Source organism: Mycobacterium sp. NPDC050551 (genome assembly GCF_040674075.1).
Lineage (GTDB): Bacteria > Actinomycetota > Actinomycetes > Mycobacteriales > Mycobacteriaceae > Mycobacterium.
The window spans coordinates 1,129,818-1,151,222 of the sequence record NZ_JBFARC010000002.1 but is presented as its reverse complement, the minus strand read 5'-3'; the positions used below and the strand labels follow the sequence as shown (position 1 = coordinate 1,151,222).

At 69.2% G+C, this 21,405-nt stretch carries 23 protein-coding genes and 1 tRNA gene; 12 read left to right on the top strand and 12 right to left on the bottom strand.

The features are described from left to right. Positions 1–75: 75 nt before the first annotated feature. Positions 76–840, top strand: a complete 765-nt coding sequence (locus AB0K11_RS12300) for a lytic transglycosylase domain-containing protein (RefSeq protein WP_364976512.1) — start codon at positions 76–78, stop codon at positions 838–840. Positions 841–916: 76 nt separating this feature from the next. Next, positions 917–1,336: a nuclear transport factor 2 family protein gene (locus AB0K11_RS12295; protein ID WP_364976509.1), complete on the top strand. Its 420-nt coding sequence runs from the start codon at positions 917–919 to the stop codon at positions 1,334–1,336. A gap of 28 nt (positions 1,337–1,364) precedes the next feature. Here AB0K11_RS12295 and AB0K11_RS12290 read toward each other — a convergent pair whose 3' ends face one another. From AB0K11_RS12290 to ponA2, 5 genes are all read right to left on the bottom strand, one after another. Then, positions 1,365–1,925, bottom strand: coding sequence for a hypothetical protein (locus AB0K11_RS12290; protein ID WP_364976506.1), 561 nt, complete (start codon positions 1,923–1,925; stop codon positions 1,365–1,367). Positions 1,926–2,046: 121 nt separating this feature from the next. Beyond that, positions 2,047–2,120, bottom strand: a tRNA-Pro gene (locus AB0K11_RS12285). A gap of 268 nt (positions 2,121–2,388) precedes the next feature. After that, positions 2,389–3,492: a PLP-dependent cysteine synthase family protein gene (locus AB0K11_RS12280; protein ID WP_364976503.1), complete on the bottom strand. Its 1,104-nt coding sequence runs from the start codon at positions 3,490–3,492 to the stop codon at positions 2,389–2,391. Then, on the bottom strand, positions 3,489–4,448 hold the full coding sequence (locus AB0K11_RS12275) for a metallophosphoesterase (RefSeq protein ID WP_364976500.1): 960 nt from the start codon (positions 4,446–4,448) through the stop codon (positions 3,489–3,491). The genes AB0K11_RS12280 and AB0K11_RS12275 overlap by 4 nt, the downstream gene beginning before the upstream one ends. A gap of 74 nt (positions 4,449–4,522) precedes the next feature. Continuing rightward, positions 4,523–6,970 (bottom strand): transglycosylase/D,D-transpeptidase PonA2, encoded by a 2,448-nt coding sequence (ponA2, locus tag AB0K11_RS12270; RefSeq protein WP_364976497.1) that lies wholly within the window; start codon positions 6,968–6,970, stop codon positions 4,523–4,525. 323 nt (positions 6,971–7,293) lie between these two features. Here ponA2 and AB0K11_RS12265 point away from each other — a divergent pair, with 323 nt between their 5' ends. After that, on the top strand, positions 7,294–7,611 hold the full coding sequence (locus tag AB0K11_RS12265; protein WP_364976792.1) for a WhiB family transcriptional regulator: 318 nt from the start codon (positions 7,294–7,296) through the stop codon (positions 7,609–7,611). Positions 7,612–7,620: 9 nt separating this feature from the next. Here the strand turns inward: AB0K11_RS12265 and AB0K11_RS12260 are convergent, their stop codons facing one another. Both AB0K11_RS12260 and AB0K11_RS12255 read right to left on the bottom strand, forming a co-directional pair. Continuing rightward, positions 7,621–8,763 carry an ArsA family ATPase gene (locus AB0K11_RS12260; RefSeq protein WP_364976493.1) on the bottom strand — a complete coding sequence of 381 codons (1,143 nt, stop codon included), beginning with the start codon at positions 8,761–8,763 and terminating at the stop codon, positions 7,621–7,623. A 34-nt stretch (positions 8,764–8,797) separates the two neighbouring features. After that, positions 8,798–9,817 carry an ArsA family ATPase gene (locus AB0K11_RS12255; protein WP_364976490.1) on the bottom strand — a complete coding sequence of 340 codons (1,020 nt, stop codon included), beginning with the start codon at positions 9,815–9,817 and terminating at the stop codon, positions 8,798–8,800. Between the two features lie 60 nt (positions 9,818–9,877). On the opposite strand from AB0K11_RS12255, the gene AB0K11_RS12250 reads away from it, so the two are divergent. Genes AB0K11_RS12250 through AB0K11_RS12240 form a run of 3 tightly spaced genes read left to right on the top strand, consistent with a single transcriptional unit; the run spans position 9,878 to position 11,279 of the window. Continuing rightward, a complete protein-coding gene (locus AB0K11_RS12250; RefSeq protein WP_109860180.1) occupies positions 9,878–10,039 on the top strand; it encodes a DUF4177 domain-containing protein in 162 nt (53 codons plus the stop codon). Then, positions 10,036–10,491: a RidA family protein gene (locus tag AB0K11_RS12245; protein ID WP_364976485.1), complete on the top strand. Its 456-nt coding sequence runs from the start codon at positions 10,036–10,038 to the stop codon at positions 10,489–10,491. Before AB0K11_RS12250 ends, AB0K11_RS12245 begins: the two co-directional genes overlap by 4 nt. Then, a complete protein-coding gene (locus AB0K11_RS12240; RefSeq protein WP_364976482.1) occupies positions 10,488–11,279 on the top strand; it encodes an MBL fold metallo-hydrolase in 792 nt (263 codons plus the stop codon). Before AB0K11_RS12245 ends, AB0K11_RS12240 begins: the two co-directional genes overlap by 4 nt. Before the next feature lie 52 nt (positions 11,280–11,331). Here the strand turns inward: AB0K11_RS12240 and crp are convergent, their stop codons facing one another. Both crp and AB0K11_RS12230 read right to left on the bottom strand, forming a co-directional pair. Further along, entirely contained in the window at positions 11,332–12,006 is a 675-nt protein-coding gene (gene crp / locus AB0K11_RS12235; protein WP_005063269.1) for a cAMP-activated global transcriptional regulator CRP, read from the bottom strand. Positions 12,007–12,107: 101 nt separating this feature from the next. Continuing rightward, positions 12,108–12,401 (bottom strand): hypothetical protein, encoded by a 294-nt coding sequence (locus AB0K11_RS12230; RefSeq protein ID WP_364976790.1) that lies wholly within the window; start codon positions 12,399–12,401, stop codon positions 12,108–12,110. Between the two features lie 294 nt (positions 12,402–12,695). On the opposite strand from AB0K11_RS12230, the gene nth reads away from it, so the two are divergent. Genes nth through marP form a run of 4 tightly spaced genes read left to right on the top strand, consistent with a single transcriptional unit; the run spans position 12,696 to position 16,030 of the window. Continuing rightward, on the top strand, positions 12,696–13,376 hold the full coding sequence (nth, locus tag AB0K11_RS12225; RefSeq protein ID WP_364976788.1) for an endonuclease III: 681 nt from the start codon (positions 12,696–12,698) through the stop codon (positions 13,374–13,376). 19 nt (positions 13,377–13,395) lie between these two features. Continuing rightward, positions 13,396–14,055 (top strand): TlpA disulfide reductase family protein, encoded by a 660-nt coding sequence (locus AB0K11_RS12220; RefSeq protein WP_364976410.1) that lies wholly within the window; start codon positions 13,396–13,398, stop codon positions 14,053–14,055. Further along, positions 14,052–14,846: a CoA pyrophosphatase gene (locus AB0K11_RS12215; protein ID WP_364976408.1), complete on the top strand. Its 795-nt coding sequence runs from the start codon at positions 14,052–14,054 to the stop codon at positions 14,844–14,846. Before AB0K11_RS12220 ends, AB0K11_RS12215 begins: the two co-directional genes overlap by 4 nt. Beyond that, on the top strand, positions 14,843–16,030 hold the full coding sequence (gene marP / locus AB0K11_RS12210) for an acid resistance serine protease MarP (RefSeq protein WP_364976405.1): 1,188 nt from the start codon (positions 14,843–14,845) through the stop codon (positions 16,028–16,030). The genes AB0K11_RS12215 and marP overlap by 4 nt, the downstream gene beginning before the upstream one ends. 4 nt (positions 16,031–16,034) lie before the next feature. On the opposite strand, the gene AB0K11_RS12205 is transcribed toward marP, so the two are convergent. Together AB0K11_RS12205 and AB0K11_RS12200 are read right to left on the bottom strand one after the other, a co-directional pair. After that, positions 16,035–17,015, bottom strand: a complete 981-nt coding sequence (locus AB0K11_RS12205; protein ID WP_364976402.1) for an alpha/beta hydrolase — start codon at positions 17,013–17,015, stop codon at positions 16,035–16,037. After that, a complete protein-coding gene (locus AB0K11_RS12200) occupies positions 17,015–17,524 on the bottom strand; it encodes a phage holin family protein (RefSeq protein ID WP_364976399.1) in 510 nt (169 codons plus the stop codon). The genes AB0K11_RS12205 and AB0K11_RS12200 overlap by 1 nt, the downstream gene beginning before the upstream one ends. Positions 17,525–17,694: 170 nt before the next feature. Between AB0K11_RS12200 and AB0K11_RS12195 the strand changes: the two genes are divergently transcribed. Next, positions 17,695–18,369: a serine protease gene (locus AB0K11_RS12195; protein WP_364976396.1), complete on the top strand. Its 675-nt coding sequence runs from the start codon at positions 17,695–17,697 to the stop codon at positions 18,367–18,369. 10 nt (positions 18,370–18,379) lie between these two features. Here the strand turns inward: AB0K11_RS12195 and acs are convergent, their stop codons facing one another. Beyond that, positions 18,380–20,332: an acetate--CoA ligase gene (acs, locus tag AB0K11_RS12190; RefSeq protein WP_364976394.1), complete on the bottom strand. Its 1,953-nt coding sequence runs from the start codon at positions 20,330–20,332 to the stop codon at positions 18,380–18,382. A gap of 126 nt (positions 20,333–20,458) precedes the next feature. Here acs and AB0K11_RS12185 point away from each other — a divergent pair, with 126 nt between their 5' ends. Then, complete coding sequence (locus tag AB0K11_RS12185) at positions 20,459–21,208, top strand: oxidoreductase (RefSeq protein WP_364976392.1); 750 nt, start codon at positions 20,459–20,461, stop codon at positions 21,206–21,208. Positions 21,209–21,405 lie beyond the last annotated feature (197 nt).

Here is a 21,405-nt window from a genome sequence, read left to right as displayed (position 1 = left end):
ACGCCGGCTCGATCACCGGCGCCGACGGCCGAGCCGACTCGGACTCCGGCTGCGCCCGAGCCCGCGCAGCCGCGCTTGACTGCCGACCCCGCCGCATTGGCCGACGACCTCGTCGCCGACGAGCAGGCGCTGCGCGACCCGTCGCTGCCCGAGGATGTGCTGCGGGCGGCGGCGCGGCGCCAGCAGGCGGCCTACCGCGCCATCGGCAGGCATCCCGAATGGGACGCCGTCACCCGTCCCCGTGTCCCGCCGTCACTGCTGGCGGTCTTCGACCTCAACGTCTCCGCGCGACGCGCGCTGGACGCGCTCCTGCACGGCGAGGCGAAGGACACGTTGCCCGCCTGGCGGATCGATCCGCCGCGACCGGCGCAGGAACTGCTGAGCCACTACCGGGAGGCCGAGGCGGCGTCCGGCGTGGGCTGGAACTACCTGGCCGCGATCAACCTGGTCGAGACCCGGCTCGGCAGCATCGTGGGCACCAGCACCGCGGGAGCGCAGGGTCCGATGCAGTTCCTGCCCTCGACGTTCGCCGCGTACGGCGCCGGAGGTGACATCTACGCCCCGCGCGACAGCATCCTGGCCGCCGGGCGCCACCTCGCCGCCAACGGCTTCGCCGCCGATCCCGCACGTGCGCTGTTCCGGTACAACAACTCCGACGATTACGTGCAGGGCATCACGGACTACGCGGCCGTGCTCGCCGCCGACCCCGCCGCGTTCAACGGCTACCACCGGTGGGAGGTCTACTACCGAACGACGGCCGGTGACGTGCTGCTGCCCGTCGGATACTCCGCGACATCGCCGGTCCCCGTCGGGGAGTACCTGGCGACCCATCCACAGTAGGGGCCCCCGAACTGCACCTTTCGTTTCCTTGGTGGGCGACTACCGTAGGAGTGCGCCCAGAGAGTGGAGTTCCGACGTGGCTGACTCTGACGATCCGATGGCCGCGGTGCTGCGGTACGTAGAAGCCTTCAATCACGGCGACTCGAGCGCCATGTCCGCTGAATGCGCAGACCCCATGCAGATCCTCGATGGGATGCCGCCTCATGTCTGGCACGGGCCGACAGCCGCTGCAGACTGGTGGCGAGACGTGCTCGTAGAGGGTGCCCACCTAGGGGCTTCGCAGTACCACATCGCGCTCGGCGAGCCACAACACGTCGATGTCGCCGACGACCACTGCTATGTCGTTGTCCCCGCGACCATGACGTTCGACCTTCGCGGTCAGAAGGTCACACAGACGGGAGCTTCTTACACGGTCGCGCTTCAAAGAATTGGCGCGGACTGGCGTCTGGCAGCCTGGGCATGGGCCAAAGGCGCTGCCCGCCCCACAGCGCGATAGCCGGAGCCGCCGCTCGAAACGCCCTGGACTATTGCATCTGGTCGAGCATGGTCGAGAAGGACGCCTTGAGTGTCAGCGCCTTCTTGATCTCATCAGCCGTCACGAAGGGATATTCGCCGTACTCGAGGAAGCTCGGTACGTGGTGCTCACGAACGAACTGGACGAATCCCTCGGGACGCTCTCGCCAGTCCTTCGGGAAACCTTCGAGATTCTCGAACGTGGTCGCGATGCCTGACTGGCTGAACAACGCCACCGCATCCTCGGTGTATTTGTCGAAGTCGGTGTCGAAGATGCCCTGGTACTGGAAGTACAGGTCCTCGCCGATATCGAACAGCTGCCACCGCAGATAATGCAGCTTCAGCGGAGCGAGAACCTCTGGATCCTTCTCGACTGCAGCTTGAATCGTCCTCCCGTGCTCGCGGATCGCCTCCTCGCGGCCCGGTATGACCTTGGCGATGATGGTGAAGCCGTAACAGGCCGGCGTGCGCGGAAACACCGGTCCATACCTGCCCCGCTCCATCGCGAAATACCCCACTTCGGGGATGGCGAGTGCCGCCGGCTTGGTCCAGTCATGATCGGTCGCGGGCATGTCGGGCTCCTCTTCTCGAAGCTGATGAAGCGGACACTACGCCGCTGTTCACGACACCTGACCCACACAGAAAAAGACCCTGACCAGAAGTCAATGGTCAGGGTCTCTCGACTGCACCGAGTCGGGGTGGCGGGATTCGAACCCACGACCTCTTCGTCCCGAACGAAGCACGCTACCAAGCTGCGCCACACCCCGCGTGAAGCTTTGACAGGGTATCGCACCGGCAGGCCGTTAAGCCAAACGGATACCGCGACCGGCCAAGCGGCGCAGATCACTTCCGGACGCGGGAAGGAAGTGGGTACCCCAGACGTTAACCACGGTGACGGCAGAGCGCCGACCGAGAGGCAGAATCGAGGCACGACATGACCGGGTTGGGAGCGTCCATCTATCTGGGGTTCTTCGTCCTCGCGGCAGTATGGCTGTTCCTGACCTCAGACGGCCCGCTGATCAAGGGCTCCGACGATCAGGCCCAGCGGCAGGACCGCTCGAACTCCACCAATTCCGAGGCGGACTTCGACGGGTCGATGCCCTGGCTGGTCAGCCAGTCGTCGCAGAAGTAGGTGTCGGCATAGCGGTCGCCGCTGTCGGCGATCAACGTCACCACCGACCCGCTTCGCCCCGCCGCGGTCATCTCCGCCAGTAACCCGAACGCGCCCCACAGATTCGTTCCCGTCGACGGCCCGACGCGTCGGCCGAGTACCGCGCTGACATGGCGCGCCGCCGCAACCGATGCCGCATCCGGCACCACCGTCATCCGGTCCACCACACCGGGCAGGAACGACGGTTCCACGCGGGGCCGGCCGATGCCTTCGATGCGTGACGACGAACCGGTCACGTCGTCGCGATCCTGGGCGTAGGCCGGGAAGAAGGCCGAGTTCTCCGGATCCACGACGCACAACCGGGTGGCGTGCCTGCGGTAGCGGATGTAGCGACCGATCGTCGCGCTGGTGCCGCCGGTGCCCGCACCCACCACGATCCATTCCGGGATCGGGTGGGCCTCGTCGCGCATCTGCTCGTAGATCGACTCGGCGATGTTGTTGTTGCCGCGCCAGTCGGTGGCCCGTTCGGCGTTGGTGAACTGGTCGAGATAGTGCCCGCCCGTCTCCTCGGCGAGCCGCTCCGCCTCCGCGTACACCTGCGACGATTCGGCCACGAAATGGCAACGCCCGCCCTGGGATTCGATGAGCGCGATCTTCGACGGGCTGGTCGACGACGGCATCACGGCGATGAAGGGGAGGTTGAGCAGCGCCGCGAAGTACGCCTCGGACACCGCCGTCGACCCCGACGACGCCTCGATCACCGTGGTGTTCTCGCCGATCCAGCCGTTGCACAGCGCGTAGAGGAACAGCGAGCGCGCCAGCCGGTGCTTGAGGCTGCCCGTGATGTGAGTCGACTCGTCCTTCAGGTACAGCGCGACGTCGGCGTCGCCGCACCAGGCCGACGGCAGGGGGTACCGCAGCAGGTGGGTGTCCGCACTGCGGCGGGAGTCGGCCTCGATCAGCCGGATGGCGTTGTCCAGCCACTCGCGCGGCTGGCTGCGGGCCGCGGTCGCGGCCCGGTCGATCACCGCGCCGACACGGCGGGGTGCGACTGGCCGGCGCGGCTGCCCACGTCCTTGCCGCCGATCGGCGCCGCCACCAGTGTCAGCATCGTGGCCTCGGGCCGGCAGCAGAACCGCAGCGGGGCGAACGGCGACGTGCCGATGCCCGCCGAGACGTGCAGCTGCATGCGGGCGCCCCACCGCGAGGCGCCCTTGGCCCGTGACCGGTCCAGTTCGCAGTTCGTCACGATGGCGCCGTAGAACGGCAGGCACAGCTGTCCGCCGTGCGTGTGCCCCGCCAGCACCAACTGGTATCCGTCGGCAGCGAAGCGATCGAGCACTCGCGGCTCCGGGGAGTGCGTCAGCCCGAGGGTCAGGTTCGCCGTCGGGTCGGCCGCGCCGGCGATCGCGTCGTAGCGGTCCCGCTTGAGGTGCGGGTCGTCGACCCCGCCGAGGGCAATCTTCAGGCCGGACACCTCGAGCTCGCGCCGGACGTGCGTCATGTCCACCCAGCCGCGCTCGGTGAAGGCGGCGCGCAGGTCCTGCCAGGGCAGCGGCTGACCGTGCACGCGGTGCGAGGGGTTGGTGATGTAGTTCAGCGGGTTCTTCAGCCGCGGCGCGAAGTAGTCGTTGCTGCCGAACACGAACACGCCGGGCACCGACAGCAGATCGCCGAGTGCCTGCACCACCGCGGGCACCGCCCGGGGATGGGCGAGGTTGTCGCCGGTGTTCACCACGAAGTCCGGCTGCAGCCGCGCCAGGTCCCGCAGCCACCCCTGCTTGCGCCGTTGACCCGGGCGCATGTGCAGGTCGGACAGGTGCAGCACCCGCAGCGGCGACGAGCCCGGCGTCAACACCGGCATGGTCACCTCGCGCATCACGAACGCATTGCGCTCGATCAACGACGCGTAGCCGATGCCGGCGGCCAGGCTGCCGACGGACACGGCGGCGGCGTTCTTCAGAACCGTCGAAGGGTCGGGCATGACTCGCAGCCTACTGCGAGTCGTGCCCGCTCACTGCTCCGCGCCCCGCGGTCGTAAGCAATCGCACAGGTCGATCACGGTGGCGGCGGCGGTGGCGGTGGGGGCGGCCCGAGCACCGGCACGGTGATCGGCGGCAGTCCGGGGATCTGGACGACGGTCTGGCCGACCGGCGCCGGCGGACCGCCGGGCACACCCGGGATGCCGACCGGCGGTGGCGGCGGTGCCGGCGGGATGCCATTGCTGACCTGGATGGTGACGATCGATCCCGGGATGGTCTGCCCGCTCGGCGAGGTGCCCACCACGGTGCCCGACCGGGAGTTGCTGTTCACCGAGCTGATCTGGTCGGCCACCTGGAATCCGGCGTCCTTGATCCGCTGCCGGGCGCCGTCGGTGGTCAGGCCGGTCACGCTGGGCACCTGCGACCCCGGGCCGCCGTCGACGTAGCGCGGGTCGGTCGGCGGCAGCGCGACGTCACCGAAGTTGGTGGCGATCGGCTTCATCGCCGCGAACCAGGTGCGCGCCGGTTCGTTGCCGCCGAACAGGCCGCCCGACCCGCACTGGCGCAGCGGGAACGAGCACAGCTCGCTGGGCTCGGTCGAGTCGTCGTAGATGTAGTTGGCCGCCGCGTACTGATTCGTGAAGCCGAGGAACGCCGAGGATCGGTTGGACTCGGTGGTGCCGGTCTTGCCCGACATCGGCAGGTCCCAGCCGACCGAACCGGCGGCGCCTGCCGCGGTGCCCGAACCGCTGTCGTCCTTGCTCAGCGCGTTGGCCAACGTGTTGGCCAGGCCTTCCGGCACCGCCTGCTCACAGGTCTCCGTGGTGACCGAGACCTCGTTGCCCACGCGGTCGAGGACCTGGGCGATCGGGTTGGGCGGGCACCACATGCCGCCGGAGGCGATGGTGGCGCCGACGTTGGACAGTTCGAGGCCGTTGACCTCGATGGGGCCGAGCGTGAACGAGCCGATGTTCTGCCGCTTGACGAAGTCGGCGAGGCTCTCGTTGCTCTCCGGGTCGTAGTCGCGGGCGGTGCCGGGCAGCGCGTAGGACCGCAGGCCCAGCCGCACGGACATGTCGACTGCCCGCTGCACGCCGACCTGCGAGATCAGCTTGGCGAACGCGGTGTTGGGGGACGTGGCCAGCGCGTCGGTCACGTTCATCGTGCCGCGGTACCCGCCGGCGTTGCTGACGCACCAGGTCGCCGCGGGGCAGCCCGGCCGGTCGCTGCTGCCCAGGCCCTTGGCCTGGAACTGCCCGGGGACGGACAGCTGGGTGTTGATGCCCATGCCCATGTCCATCGCGGCGGCGACGGTGAAGATCTTGAACACCGACCCCGCGCCGTTGCCGGCCAGTGAGAACGGCTGGGGCTGCATGGTCTCGCCCGCCTCGGTGTTGAGGCCGTAGGTGCGGTTGGACGCCATCGCCAGCACCGGGTGCGACTCCCTGCCCGGCTTGATCACGCTCATCACGCTGGCCACGCCCTCGAGGTCGGGGCTGGCGAACTGGTTGATCGCCGACTTCACCGGGGCCTGCACGTCGGGGTCGAGCGTCGTCCTGATCAGATAGCCGCCGCGGGCCACCTGCTCCTTGCTGATCCCGGCGCGCGCCAGGTAGTCCAGCGCGTAGTCGCAGAAGAACGCCCGGTCACCCGCGGCGATGCAGCCGCGCGGGAGTTCGTTTGGCACCGGCAGGATGCCGAGCGGCTGCTCCTTGGCCGCCCGCAACGCTTCTGCCTCGGCCGGGATGTTGTCGATCATGGTGTCCAGCACCAGGTTCCGCCGCGCCAGCGCACCGTCGGGATTGGTGTAGGGGTTCAGCGTGCTCGTCGACTGCACCATGCCCGCCAGCAGCGCGGACTGCTGCCAGTTCAGCTCGGCGGCGTTCACCCCGAAGTAGGTCTGGGCGGCGTTCTGGATGCCGAACGCGCCGTTGCCGAAGGACACCAGGTTCAGGTAGCGGGTGAGGATCTCCGGCTTGGTGAACGTCTTGTCCAGCGTGAGCGCCATCCGGATCTCACGCAGCTTGCGGGCGGGCGTGGTCTCGATCGCCGCGCGCCGCTCGGAGTCGGTCTGCGCGACCACCAGCAGCTGATAGTTCTTCACGTACTGCTGCTCGAGGGTCGATCCACCGCGGGTGTCGGAGTCGCCGCGCATGTAGCCGGCGAGGCCGGTCAGGGTGCCCTGCCAGTCGACACCGTTGTGCTCGGCAAACCTCTTGTCCTCGATGGAGACGATCGCCAGCTTCATGGTGTTGGCGATCTGCTCGCTCGGCACCTCGAACCGGCGCTGCGAATACAGCCAGGCAATCGTGTTGCCCTTGGCGTCGACCATCGTCGAGACCTGCGGGATCTCGCCCTCGACGAGCGCGGCTGAGCCGTTGGCAACCACGTCGGACGCCCGGTTGGACATCAGCCCGATGCCGCCGACCACGGGAAACAGCAGCGCCGCCGTCAGCACACTGGCCAGCAGGCAGCACCAGGCGAGCTTGATGAGCGTGACGGCTCTGGGGGGGCGCTCCGGCATGGGTACAGAGTAACGAGGCCGTCGGAGGACATCCCCTGACCGGCATGATTGCCCGTTCGGACCACGTCAGCGGAATCCGCTCGACCTGGCAAAGCGGGCGTGTCGGCACGGGAGTGCCAAAAAAGTGCCCGACAAACTGTTGCGTAAATACCCGCTGACCACCTAGCTTGGACACACAGTGCGATCCAGGACACACTTTCTGGCGCAGTGTGGCGTAGATCGCAGCAGTGATCTACTCGGGTGGACTCGCCGACCGGGGCGGCGGCAGAACGAAGGGATCGCTGGTGTCAAAAAATGGGCTCGCGGCGCAACGAACTACCACTATTCTCTCCTCCCCGACACCTTTACCGGGCGCCGAAGCCGAGGCGCGGATCGCCTGGGTATCGCAGGCACGCTGTCGTCAGGCCGATCCCGATGAGCTCTTCGTTCGTGGCGCCGCCCAGCGCAAAGCCGCCGTCATCTGCAGGCACTGCCCGGTGATCCTCGAGTGCGGAGCCGATGCACTCGACAACCGCGTGGAGTTCGGTGTCTGGGGTGGACTGACCGAACGGCAGCGCCGCGCCCTGCTCAAGCAGCATCCCGAGGTCAACTCCTGGGCCGAGTTCTTCTCCGCTCAGCGCAAACACCGCAGCGCCGTCTGACGCCTGCCCTCAGGCCTGTTCGGCCTGCTGGTTCACCGAGCCGGTGATCTGATCGGCGATCGCGCGCAGCGCGTCGAGATCCGACACGTCGAACGGCAGTGACGGCACACCGACGATCGCCACGTGCGGGTTGGCGCCGGTGAAGCGCGACAGCAGCCGGATCTCCCGCTTGGCGGTCGACGCCCTCGCGGCGTGCACCTGCAGCACCGCCGCGGGCAGCGAACCCGAATCCTTTGCCAGCAGCTCCTCGGCGGCCTCGGACGCCTTGTCGGCATGCAGGTCGCACAGCATCGGATGGGTGCGGTTGAGGATCAGGCCTGCGAGCGGCATCTTCTCCTGGGACAGCCGGTCGACGAAGAACGACGCCTCACGCAGTGCGTCCGGCTCGGCCGCCGACACCACCACGAACTGAGTGCCCCGCCGTTTGAGCAGCGCGTAGGTGCGGTCGGCCTTCTCCCGGAAACCGCCGAACGTCGTGTCGAGCATCTGCACGAAACCCGCCGCGTCCGACAGCATCTGTGAGCCGAGGATCGTCGACATCGCCTTCATCGCCAGGCCGACGGCGCCGGTCACCAGCTTGCCGATGCCGCGGCCGGGCGCCAGCAGCATCCGCCACAGCCGGCTGTCCATGAAGCTGCCCAACCGCTTCGGTGCGTCCAGGAAGTCCAGTGCATTGCGGGAGGGTGGGGTGTCGACCACCACCAGGTCCCACTTGTCCTGTCCGAGAAGCTGACCCAGCTTCTCCATGGCCATGTACTCCTGCGTGCCCGCCAGTGACGTCGCGACCGTCTGATAGAACTGGTTGTCCAGGATCGCTTCTCCGCGTTCGGGTCCCGAGTACTGCATCACCATCTCGTCGAATGTCCGGCGCATGTCGAGCATCATCGCGTGCAGTTCGCCGGTCACTTCCGGCGCCAGCGGCACCCGCTGTGGCGTGTTTCCAAGGTCCTTGATCCCCAGCGCCTGAGCCAGCCGCTTGGCCGGGTCGATGGTCAGCACCACGACGGTGCGGCCGTACTCCGCGGCCCGCAACGCCATCGCGGCGGCGGTGGTGGTCTTGCCGACACCGCCCGCGCCGCAACACACCACGACGCGGTTGGCCCGGTCGGACAGGATGGCGCCCAGGTCGAGGACGGGCGGGGTGGTGCTCACTATCGACTGACCTCCATGGTGCTCTTCTCTTCGTTCATCGCACGCCTTGCTGGGCGAGCTCTTCGGCCAGTTCGTAGAGGCTGCCGAGATCGACGCCGTCGGGCAGTGCGGGCAGTTCGAGCCGCGGGATGTCGAGCCCGTCGAGCTGCTCGGCGCTCTCCGCACGTGCGGCGATGCGGGTCGCGTGCTGGATGGTCTCCGTGAGCAGGCCGGCGAACTCGTTGTCGGACAGCGTGATTCCGGCATCGGCAAGCCCGGACCGGACGGCGTCGGCGTCGATGCCGCCCTCGGCGGCCCTGGTCAGGTCATCGGCATCCAGGTACGTCGGGATGTTGCGGTTGACGATGACGCTGCCGATCGGCAGGTCGAGCGCCTTGAGCTCGTCGATGGCCTCCAGCGTCTCCTGGATCGGCAGCGCCTCCAGCAGCGTGACCAGATGGATCGCGGTGAGTTCGGAGTGCAGCACCTTGACCACGCTCTCGGCCTGCGAGTGCACCGGGCCGCCCTTGGCAAGGTCGGACACCGCCTTGGTGACGTCGAGGAAGCGGGCGATCCGGCCGGTCGGCGGTGAATCGACCACCACCGCGTCGTACACCGGCTGCTTGCCCTTCTCGGCACGGGTGACGATCTCGCGGATCTTGCCGGTGAGCAGCACGTCGCGCAGGCCGGGGGCGATCGTGGTGGCGAACTCCACGGCGCCGATCCGGCGCATCGCCCGCCCGGCCAGCCCGAGGTTGTAGAACATGTCGAGGTACTCGAGGAACGCGGCCTCGGTGTCGATGGCCAGCGCATTGACCTGTCCGCCGCCGTCGGCGGTGGCGATCTTGACCTCTTTGTAGGGCAGCGGCGGCACGTCGAAGAGCTGCGCGATGCCTTGTCGCCCTTCGACTTCGACGAGCAGCACCTTGCGTCCGCCTGCCGCGAGGGCCAGCGCCAGCGACGCCGCGATGGTCGATTTGCCGGTGCCGCCCTTGCCGGTCACGAAATGCAGCCGCGCCTTGGTCAGCCGCGAGGGCCAGCCGACGGGTCTACCGCCGTTGGTAGTGGATGCCACTCCTGCATGCTAGCCATGCGGGCATCCCGGACCGAGGGCACGGACCGATAAGCTCGGCACATGAGCGAACCGACCCGCTGGGAATACGCCACGGTGCCGTTGCTGACGCACGCCACCAAACAGATCCTCGATCAGTGGGGGGAAGACGGCTGGGAGCTGGTGTCGGTGCTCACGGGCCCGACCGGTGAGCAGCATGTCGCGTATCTGAAACGGCCCAAGTGACCCACTCCGAGAAGCTCGCCGAACTCGGGATCGAGCTGCCCGAGGTGGTGACGCCGCTGGCGGCGTACGTCCCCGCGGTGCGGACCGGCAGCCTCGTCTACACGGCCGGCCAGCTGCCGATCGTGGCCGGTGAGCTGACCGCGACCGGCAAGGTGGGCGCCGAGGTCAGCCCGGAGCAGGCCAAGGCGCTGGCCCGGTTGTGCGGGCTCAACGCGCTGGCCGCCGTGCACGCCCTCGTCGGGATCGACGCGGTGGTGCGGGTCGTCAAGGTGGTCGGCTTCGTGGCGTCCGCGCCGGGTTTCCACGGCCAACCCGGTGTGATCAACGGTGCCTCGGAACTGTTCGGCGAGGTCTTCGGCGAGGCCGGCGCGCACGCCAGGTCCGCGGTCGGGGTCTCCGAACTGCCGCGCAACGCACCGGTGGAGGTCGAGATCGTCGTCGAGGTCGCGTGAGCGACGGGGCCGCCGCGCTCGCGCATCCGGCATACGGGCAGCTGCGCCCGGTGACGGCGACGGCGTCGGTCCTGCTCTGCGACAACCCGGGCATCATGACGCTCGACGGCACCAACACCTGGGTGCTGCGCGGTCCCGGTAGCACCGAGATGGTGATCGTCGACCCCGGTCCCGACGACGACGAGCACGTCGGCCGGCTGGCCGAGCTCGGCCGCATCCCGCTGGTGCTCATCAGCCACAAACACGGCGACCACACCGATGCGATCGACAAGCTCGTCGAGCGCACCGGCGCGGTGGTGCGCTCGGTGGGCAGCGGATTCCTGCGCGGACTCGGCGGACCGCTGACCGACGGCGAGGTGATCGACGCCGCGGGCCTGCGCATCACGGTGATGGCGACACCGGGGCACACCGCCGACTCGCTGTCGTTCGTCCTCGACGACGCGGTGCTGACCGCCGACACGGTGCTCGGCCGCGGGACGACGGTGATCGACCACGAGGACGGCAGCCTGCGCGACTACCTCGAATCGCTGCGCCGCCTGCAGGGGCTCGGCGGGCGCGCGGTGCTACCGGGCCACGGCCCCGATCTCGAGGACCTCGCGTCGGTGACCGCGATGTACCTCGCCCACCGTGAGGACCGGCTCAACCAGGTCCGCGAGGCGCTGCGCACGCTGGGCGACGACGCCACCGCGCGTCAGGTCGTCGAACACGTCTACACCGACGTCGACGAGAAGCTGTGGGAAGCCGCGGAGTGGAGCGTGCAGGCCCAGCTGGACTACCTGCGTTCGTGATTCGGCGCGCAAACGATCGCTTGGTGAACGTCAGCGCGCCGAAATCGCAGAACTATCGAGCTCGGCGGGCCAGCCGTTCGGAGTCGCTGATCAGCACGCTCTTGCCCTCCAGGCGGATCCAGCCGCGGTGGGCGAAATCGGCGAGCGCCTTGTTGACGGTCTCGCGGGATGCCCCGACGAGCTGCGCGATCTCTTCCTGCGTGAGGTCGTGGGTGACGCGCAGCGCGCCGCCCTCCTGGGTGCCGAAGCGCTGCGCGAGTTGCAGCAGCTGCTTGGCCACCCGGCCCGGGACGTCGGTGAAGATGAGGTCGGCCAGGTTGTTGTTGGTGCGGCGCAACCGGCGGGCCAGCACGCGCAGCAGCTGCTCGGCGATCTCGGGGCGGTCGGCGATCCAGGCGCGCAGCGCGTCACGGTCCATCGAGACGGCGCGCACCTCGGTGATGGTGGTGGCGCTGGACGTCCGCGGACCGGGGTCGAAGATGGACAACTCACCGAACATGTCCGACGGGCCCATGATGGTCAGCAGGTTCTCCCTGCCGTCCGGCGAGCGACGGCCGATCTTCACCTTGCCCGTGATGATGATGTACAGCCGGTCGCCGGGCTCACCCTCGGCGAACACGGTGTGCCCGCGCGGGAAGTCGACGGGCTGAAGCTGCTTGGTCAGCGCGGATACGGCGCTGGGCTCGACTCCCTGGAAGATTCCGGCCCTGGCCAGGATCTCGTCCACGTTGCCCCTTAAGCTGTTCGGTGATATGACATGCGCTATCGAACCCTCGTACTGAATAGCGAGCTCAGTGTAGAGGTACGCGCTCTCGCAACGTGCCAACGCTACACAGGATTGGCGTGGCGAGTCGGCTGAAATTGCGGATTGGGCCGATGCGTCAGATGAAGGCGTGTCGGCAAACCCGTCGGGGCGAGCCGGGTCGGCAGGGTCTCGACCGACGGCTCGCGGTCGTGACGCCGCCGCTGCTGGCCGTTGATCGCCTCACTCATCCCGTCGCGGGCCAGCGTGTTGACGTCGGCGGCCTTGGCCTGGGCCAGGAATTCGGCGACATCGGTGGCTGACACCGTATCTCGACTGAGTCCGGACTCCAGCCGCTCGAGCCCGAACGTCGCCAGCATCAGCAACGCCGGGATGAAGGCCACGAGCAACCAGGACACACGGAGAAGTAAACCTGCCGAAGGTCTCAGCAGGATCACGGTTTGTCACCGGTACGAACCGCCCCGAAACAGGCTCCGAGCAGGCCGGGAAGCGCTTCGGACGCGGCCGTGTCGGTGACGGTCAGTAGGCTTGCCGTCGTGACTACAGGTGCGTCGTCGGCCGAGAAGCCGACGCGGTCCGCGCCGTCTCGGCGCCCGTCGGCCAAGAAGTGGGACAACGAAACCCGTCTCGGCCTGGTGCGGCGCGCCCGCCGAATGAATCGTGAACTGGCCGTTGCCTTTCCGCACGTCTACTGCGAACTGGACTTCACCAATCCACTCGAGCTGACGGTCGCGACCATCTTGTCGGCGCAGAGCACCGACAAAGGGGTCAACCTCGCCACGCCGGCACTGTTCGCGACGTACCGCACTGCACAGGACTACGCGCAGGCCGATCGCACCGAACTCGAGGAGCTGGTCCGCACCACCGGCTTCTACCGCAACAAGGCCAACTCGCTGATGCGGCTGGGTCAGGAACTGGTGGCGCGGTTCGACGGCGAGGTGCCCGCCACCCTCGAGGAACTGGTGACGCTGCCGGGCGTGGGCCGCAAGACCGCCAACGTGATCCTGGGCAACGCGTTCGACGTCCCCGGCATCACGGTCGACACCCACTTCGGCCGCCTGGTGCGCCGCTGGCGGTGGACGGCCGAGGAGGATCCGGTCAAGGTCGAGCACGCGGTCGGCGAACTCATCGACCGCAGCGAGTGGACTCTGCTGAGTCACCGGGTGATCTTCCACGGGCGCCGCGTCTGCCACGCCCGCAAGCCGGCGTGCGGCATCTGCGTGCTGGCCAAGGACTGCCCGTCCTACGGCACCGGACCCACCGATCCGCCGACGGCCGCCGCGCTGGTCCGCGGTCCGGAGACCGAGCACCTGCTGGCGCTGGCCGGCCTCTAGCGGTTCTGCCGGAATTACCGTGAGCACGTCGACCCGCTGGACCGTCGTGGTGCTCGTCGTCGTCGCGGCACTCATCGGCGCGCTGTGGCTGCAACTGCAGGACGACGACACCGCGCCCGGTGCCGGTCCCGCGGCGGCCCGGGACCGCCGGGACGCCGACACCGCAGAGGCCCTCGCCGGTCCGCGATCGCGCGCCGACCTGAGGCCCTGTCCGGCGCCGTCCGGGTCGCCCGGCCCGGCTCCGCTGCGGGGCGTCACCCTCGAATGCGCGGGCGACGGCATGCCGGTCGACGTCGCCGCCGCGCTCGCCGGTCGCACGGTGGTGCTCAACCTCTGGGCGTACTGGTGCGGGCCGTGCGCCGACGAGCTGCCCGCCATGGCCGAATACCAGCGGCGCGCCGGCGACCGGGTGACGGTCCTGACCGTGCACCAGGACGAGAACGAGACGGCGGCGTTGTTGCGCCTCGCCGAGCTCGGCGTGCACCTACCGACCCTGCAGGACGGCCGCCGACTCGTCGCGGCGGCCCTGCGCGTGCCCAACGTCATGCCCGCAACGGTGGTGCTGCGCAGGGACGGTAGCGTTGCCGAAATCCTGCCCAGATCCTTCGCCGACGCCGACGAGATCGCGGCGGCGGTGGACCCGGTGATCGGCCGGGAGACAGGAGGAGGGCCGGGGTGAGCACCGCGCGCGACCAGGGTGTGCTGCGCCCTGATGCCGCGCCCGGCTGGCTGCGCCCGCTCGTCGACAACGTGGGCCGGGTGCCCAGCGCGTACCGCAGGCGCGTCCCGGCCGACGTCCTCGCCACCATCACCGCGGCCAATGCCGCCGCGACTCTGACGGGATCCAAACGCGACGCCGCCGTGCTCGTGCTGTTCTCCGGTCCGCAGGACCACCCGGCGGGCGGACTGCCCGACGACGCCGACCTGCTGCTGACCGTCCGGGCGTCCACGCTGCGTCACCACGCCGGCCAGGCCGCCTTCCCCGGCGGCGCCACCGATCCCGGCGACGACGGCCCGGTCGGCACGGCGTTCCGGGAGGCCACCGAGGAGACCGGCATCGACACCGCCCGGATCACCCCGCTGGTCACCCTCGACAAGATGTTCATCCCGCCCTCGGGCTTCCACGTCGTCCCGGTGCTGGCCTACTCCCCGGACCCCGGCCGGGTGACCGTGGTCGACGAGTCGGAGACCGCGGTGGTGGCCCGGGTCCCGCTGCGCGCGTTCGTCAATCCGCAGAACCGGCTGATGGTGTACCGCCAGGCCAACACCCGGCGGTTCTCCGGGCCGGCGTTCCTGCTGAACGAGATGCTGGTGTGGGGCTTCACCGGGCAGGTCGTCTCGGCGATCCTCGACGTCGCCGGGTGGGCGGAGCCGTGGAACACCGACGACGTCCGCGAACTCGACGAAGCGATGGCGCTTGTCGGAGACCACGACGGCGCCGCCGACGGCTACGGTGAAGGCCAATCATGACTTCGTCACAGTGGCTCGACCTCGCCATCCTGGGCATCGCGTTCGTCGCAGCCGTCTCCGGCTGGCGCTCCGGTGCACTCGGGTCGCTGATGGCGTTGCTCGGCGTCGTGCTCGGCGCGGTGGCCGGCGTGCTGCTGGCTCCCCACCTCGTCGAGGCGTTCCCCGGCCCCCGCCAGAAGCTGTTCGTCACCCTGTTCCTGATCCTGGCGCTGGTGGTGATCGGCGAGATCGCCGGCGTGGTGCTCGGCCGGGCGGTCCGCAGCGCGATCCGCAACGGCCCGATGCGCCTCTTCGACTCGGTGGTCGGTTCCAGCCTCCAGCTGGTCGCGGTGCTGCTGGCGGCCTGGATGCTCGGCTTCCTCGTGCAGTCCTCGGACCAGCCGAAGCTGGTCTCGGCGGTCACCGGTTCCAAGGTGTGGACCGAAGTCGACCAGGTGGTCCCGGAGCAGCTGCGGACGGTGCCCGGCCGGCTCAAGGCGCTGCTCAACACCTCCGGCCTGCCGAACGTGTGGCAGCCGTTCGGCCGCACCCCGATCGCGGACGTCGAGGCCCCCGACGTCGCGCTGATCACCGATCCGGTGGTGGAGCGGGTCAAGCCCAGCGTCGTGAAGATCCGCGGGTTCGCGCCGGGCTGCCAGAAGGTGCTCGAGGGCAGCGGATTCGTGATCTCACCCGGCCGGGTGATGTCGAACGCGCACGTGGTCGCCGGCTCCGAGACCGTCACCGTCGACGCAGGCGGGCAGGAGTACGAGGCGTTCGTGGTGTCCTACGACCCGGCCGCCGACATCTCCATCCTCGACGTGCCCGACCTGCCCGCACCGGCGCTCGAGTTCGTCACCGAGGACGCCCCCGACGGCACCGACGCGGTGGTGCTGGGCTATCCCGGTGGTGGCGACTTCACCCCGACCGCTGCACGGGTGCGCGAGCGGATCGAGCTGAACGGCCCCGACATCTACCAGAAGTCGACCGTGTCGCGGCACGTCTACACGATCAGAGGACAGGTGCGGCAGGGCAACTCCGGTGGCCCGATGATCGACCGCGAAGGCCGGGTGCTCGGCGTGGTCTTCGGCGCTGCCGTCGACGATCCCGACACCGGATTCGTGTTGCGCTACAGCGAGATCGCGCGTCAGCTGATGAACGTGAACAACACCGCGCCGGTGACCACCGGCGCCTGCGTCGGCTGACCCGTCAGGTCCCGTAGACCTGCGCCAGGAAGCGCGACAGCTGTTCGTTGACCTCTTCCGGCGCCTCCTCGTGGGCGAAGTGCCCTGCGCCGGCGATGGATACGTACCGGCCGTGCGGGGCGTACCGCTGCGTGCGGTACACCGGGTCGGCCAGCACATAGGGATCGGCATCGCCGCGCAGATGCAGTACGGGCACGGCGATCGGGCGCTTCATCGAACGCATGAACCGCCTGCCCTCACCGCGCAGCTGACTGCGCACCGCCCAGCGCTGGTACTCCAGCGCCGAGTGGGCCGCCGATGGGATCTGGATGGCGCGGCGCAGGTGGGTGACGGTCTCCGCGAAATCCTCCGACGTCTGCCAGTGGGCGGCGGAACGGCGACGCACCAACGCTTCGAGTTCGTCGGCGTCGTGACGGGTCAGCGACCGTTCCGGCCACACCGGCACCTGGTAGCTCAGCATCGAGGGCAGCAGCGCGCGGCCCTGGTCGCGGCGCCGCATCGCCGAACTGCGCAGCGCCACCGGATGCGGCGAGCTGACCACCGCGATCGCCCGCACCGCCCGCGGATGCAGCACGGCCGTCGCCCAGCACACCAGCCCGCCGTCGGCGTGGCCGACGAGCGTGGCGTTCTTGTGGCCGAGCGCCCGCACCAGGCCTGCGGTGTCGCCGGCCAGCGTCCAGCCGTCGTAGCCGCGCGGAGGCTTGTCGCTGCCGCCGTATCCGCGCAGGTCCACCGCGACGACACGGGCCCCGGTCAGACCCCGGAGTTGATGGCGCCATGACCACCAGAAGCAGCCGAAGCCGTGCAGCAGGATCACCAGCGGCCGCTCGCTCATCGGCACCGGTGACGGTGCCGCGTCGTCGGCTTCCACGACATGGAACCGGATGCCGTTGGCGTGCACCTCGAGATGCCGCCACGGGCCGTCGATCCTGGTGACCGACGGATCAGGCGGGGGCCGGACGTCGCCGCCGCGGCGGCGGGGCACTACCAGCCCGACGGGTCGGTGGTCGGCTGACCGTTCGGAGATGTGAGCGCCTTGGCCGGATTCTTGTCGTGTCCGGGGGTGAGCGCCTCGCGGGTCTCCTTGACCGACTCGATCGTCTTCTGCGGTCCGCGGATGCGGCGCACCTTGAGGTATCCGAACAGCGCCAGCACCCCGGTGACCAGCACCATGATCCCGAAGACGATGAGGAAGGCGGCCCAGCGCCAGATCCAGGTGTCGAGCAGTTCGGCGACGAAGAAGAAGAAGAAGAACGTGGAGTAGAACAGCACGACCAGAGCGAGGATGAAGAAGACGCTGCCGGTGAGCCCCTTCTTGACGTCGCGGGTGATCTCCGCCTTGGCCAGCTCGACCTCGGCGCGCACCAGCGTCGACACCTGGGAGGTGGCGTCCTTGACCAGGTCGCCGATGGACGGGTCGGGCTTCGGCGCGTGCGGATCCACCAGGGGGATCGAGGCGACGGTGGTGGGCACGCCGTTCTTGCGGTCGCTCACGGTGACATCCTCTGCGCTTTGATTCTCGGTCGCGCTTCATGTTGCCATGCTGTGACCGGCTAAACGATCCCGGCCGCCATAGACTGGTGTCAGTTCAGCAGCGTTGGCGGGTCGGGCCGCATCGACAGGGGATTGGTTTGTACTCCAGACACCGCCGCCACGTTTTCGTCGTGGTGATCACCGCCGTGCTCGCACTGGCCGCAGCGGCGGTACCGGCGCAGGCCCAGTCCCCGGTGGTGCTCGGGGGCGGCTCAGGCATCGTGGTCAACGGTGAGTCGCTGTGCACGCTCACCGCGATCGGCAACGACAACCGCGGCGCTCTGGTCGGATTCACCTCCGCACACTGCGGCGGGCCGGGCGCCACCGTGGGCGTCGAGGGAGTCGAGGCGGCGGGAGTCGTGGGCACCATGGTCGCCGGCAACGAGGCGCTCGACTACGCCGTGATCGAGTTCGATCCGGCCAAGGTGACGCCGACCAACAACGTCAACGGCTTCCAGATCGACGGCATCGGCCCCGACCCGGCGTTCGGCGAGATCGCCTGCAAGCTGGGCCGCACCACCGGCCAGTCGTGCGGGGTGACGTGGGGCCCGGGGGAGGACCCCGGCACCATCGTCAACCAGGTGTGTGGTCAGCCCGGTGACTCCGGGGCACCGGTCACCGTGAACAACAAGCTGGTCGGCATGATCCACGGCGCCTTCACCCAGGGCCTGCCGACATGCGTCGTGCAGTACATCCCGTTGCACACCCCGGCCGTCACGATGTCGATCAACGCCCAACTCGCCGACATCGTCAGCAAGAACCGGCCGGGCTCCGGGTTCGTCCCGGTGGGCGCCCGAGCGGCCTGACTCCTTCGAGCTACTTGCTGGCTCGGATCGCCTCGAAGACGCTGGGGTCCACCAGCGTCGAGGTGTCGCCGAGTTCGCGACCCTCGGCGACGTCGCGCAGCAACCGGCGCATGATCTTGCCGCTGCGGGTCTTGGGCAGCTCGGGCACCACGTGGATCTCGCGCGGCCGGGCGATCGGCGAGATCTCCTTGGCCACCTCGGCGCGCAGCTCGTCGACCATGTCCTCGGCGCCACCCTTGGCGCTGGCCTTCAGGATGACGAACGCGCAGATGGCCTGACCGGTCTGCTCGTCGGTCGCGCCCACGACGGCAGCCTCGGCAACGCCCGAGTGCCCGACGAGTGCCGACTCGACCTCGGCGGTCGAGATGCGGTGCCCGGAGATGTTCATGACGTCGTCGATACGGCCGAGCACCCAGATCTCGCCGTCCTTGCCGTACCGGGCGCCGTCACCGGCGAAGTACCAGCCCTGTTCGGCGAACCGCGACCAGTAGGTCTCCTTGAACCGCTCCGAGTCACCCCAGATGCCGCGCAGCATCGACGGCCACGGCTTGTCGAGCACCAGGTAGCCGTTGGCCTGCTCGCCGTGATCGGTGCCCGGCTCTAGCTGGTTGCCGTCGTCGTCGACGATCTTGGCCGAGATGCCCGGCAGCGGCGTCATGGCCGAACCCGGCTTGGCGTCGGTGACGCCGGGCAGCGGCGAGATCATGATGGCGCCGGTCTCGGTCTGCCACCACGTGTCGACGATCGGCGTCTTGTCGGCACCGAACACCGTGCGGTACCAGCGCCACGCCTCGGGGTTGATCGGCTCGCCCACCGAGCCCAACAGGCGCAGGCTCGACAGGTCGTGCTCGGCGGCGATCTGCCTGCCCAGCTTCATGAACGTGCGGACCAGGGTCGGCGCCGTGTAATAGATTGTCACGCCGTACTTTTCGATGACCTCGAAGTGCCGGTGCTCGGTCGGTGACGTGGGCGTGCCCTCATAGACCACCTGCGTCACGCCGTTCGACAGCGGGCCGTACACGATGTAGGTGTGCCCGGTCACCCAGCCGATGTCGGCGGTGCACCAGTAGACGTCGGTCTCGGGCTTGACGTCGAAGACGTTGTAGTGGGTGTACGACGACTGCGTCAGGTAGCCGCCGGTCGTGTGCATGATGCCCTTGGGCTTGCCGGTCGTGCCCGAGGTGTAGAGCAGGAACAGCGGGTGTTCGGCGTCGAACGCCTCGTAGGCGTGGTCGGTGGACGCGCGATCGACGACCTCGTCCCACCACAGGTCGCGACCTTCGGTCCACTCGACGTCGATCCCGGTGCGGCGCACCACCAGAACGTTGGTGACGGTGGTCTCGCCCTCGACGGCCTCGTCCACGGCTTCCTTGAGCGACGCTGCCTTGCCGCGGCGGTACTGCCCGTCGGTGGTGATGACGATCTTCGCCTCGGCGTCCTCGATGCGCGCCCTCAGGGCAGACGCGGAGTAGCCGGCGAACACGACCGAGTGCATCACGCCCAGCCGGGCGCACGCCAGCATCGCGACGATCGCCTCGGGCACCATCGGCATGTAGATCGCCACCCGGTCGCCGGCGGACAACCCGAGATCGGTCAGCGCGTTCGCCGCCTTGCACACCTCGTCCTTGAGTTCGGCGTAGGTGATGGTCCGCTGATCGCCGACCGGCTCACCCTCCCAATGGATTGCGACCCGGTCGCCGTTGCCGGCCTCGACATGGCGGTCGACGCAGTTGTAGGCGACGTTGAGCTTGCCGCCGACGAACCACTTCGCGACCGGGGCCTCCGACCAGTCCAGCACCTCGTCGAACGCGGTGTCCCACGACAGCCGCTCGGCCTGCGTCGCCCAGAACGCCAACCGGTCGGCTTCGGCGTCGCGGTACAGCTCGTCGGTCGCATTCGCCTGCGCGGCGAACTCGTCGGGCGGCGGGTAGGCGGAGGGAATGTCGGTGTGCGTCTCGGACATAGGTGTGAGCGTAGTCACCACACGCGCCGCTCACGGGCTGACCTCACATCCTCGGCTGCGGGCGGCGGATCCGGCGCGCCGAGCGTCGCGGAACGGTAGGTCAACGGTCGGCTAGCGTGGGCTGCCATGACAGGGGCACGCGATCCGCTGGCGCCGCTGGCCGCACTTCCGGGCGTCGCGGAGGCCGCCGAGGAGGCCCGCGAGGCGCTCGGGCGGGCGCATCGGCACCGCACGAATCTGCGCGGCTGGCCGGCCACCGCCGCCGAGGCCGCCGTGCGGTCAGCCCGCGCGTCCGCGGTGCTCGACGGCGGCGCGCTGGCGATCGCCGAGGACGGCGAGCCCGACCCGGTACTCGCGGGTGCGCTGCGCGTGTCCGAGGCGCTGGAAGGGGGCGCCACCACCCTGGTCGGGGTGTGGCAGCGGGCACCGCTGCAGGCGCTGGCGCGGCTGCACTCGCTGGCCGCGGCCGACCTCACCGACGACGAGCACCTGGGCCGTCCGCGGGCGGACCCGGAGGTCGGACCACGGCTCGAACTGCTGGCCGGCGTGCTCACCGGCGGATCGAAGGTGCCCGCGCCGGTGCTCGCCGCCGTCGCGCACGGCGAGCTGCTCACGCTGGCGCCGTTCGGGTCCGCCGACGGGGTGGTCGCGCGCGGGGTGGCGCGACTGGTCACCATCGCCACCGGCCTCGACCCGCACGGGCTAGGCGTACCGGAGGTGTACTGGATGCGCCGATCCGGCGACTACCGGGCGGCCGCGCGCGGGTTCTCCTCGGGCACGCCCGACGGGCTGACGGCCTGGCTCGTGTTGCACTGCACCGGTTTGCACGCGGGGGCGCGGGAGGCGCTGCAGATCGCTGCCGGGGCGTCGGGGTAGCGGCGCGCCGGAGGGCTGCCAGCAAAATGAAGCGGGCGGCGCTCCGAACAGAGTTCGGCTCGCCGCCCGCTAGCACGGAGACCGGTTACCAAGCGTGCTCGGTATGGCTGCGTGGGTTGGCCTCGGCGTCTTGGCGATGCGCTTCGCCTGCAACCCCACCCAAGGAGTCGTCGTGGTCGTCCGCTTCTCGCTATTAC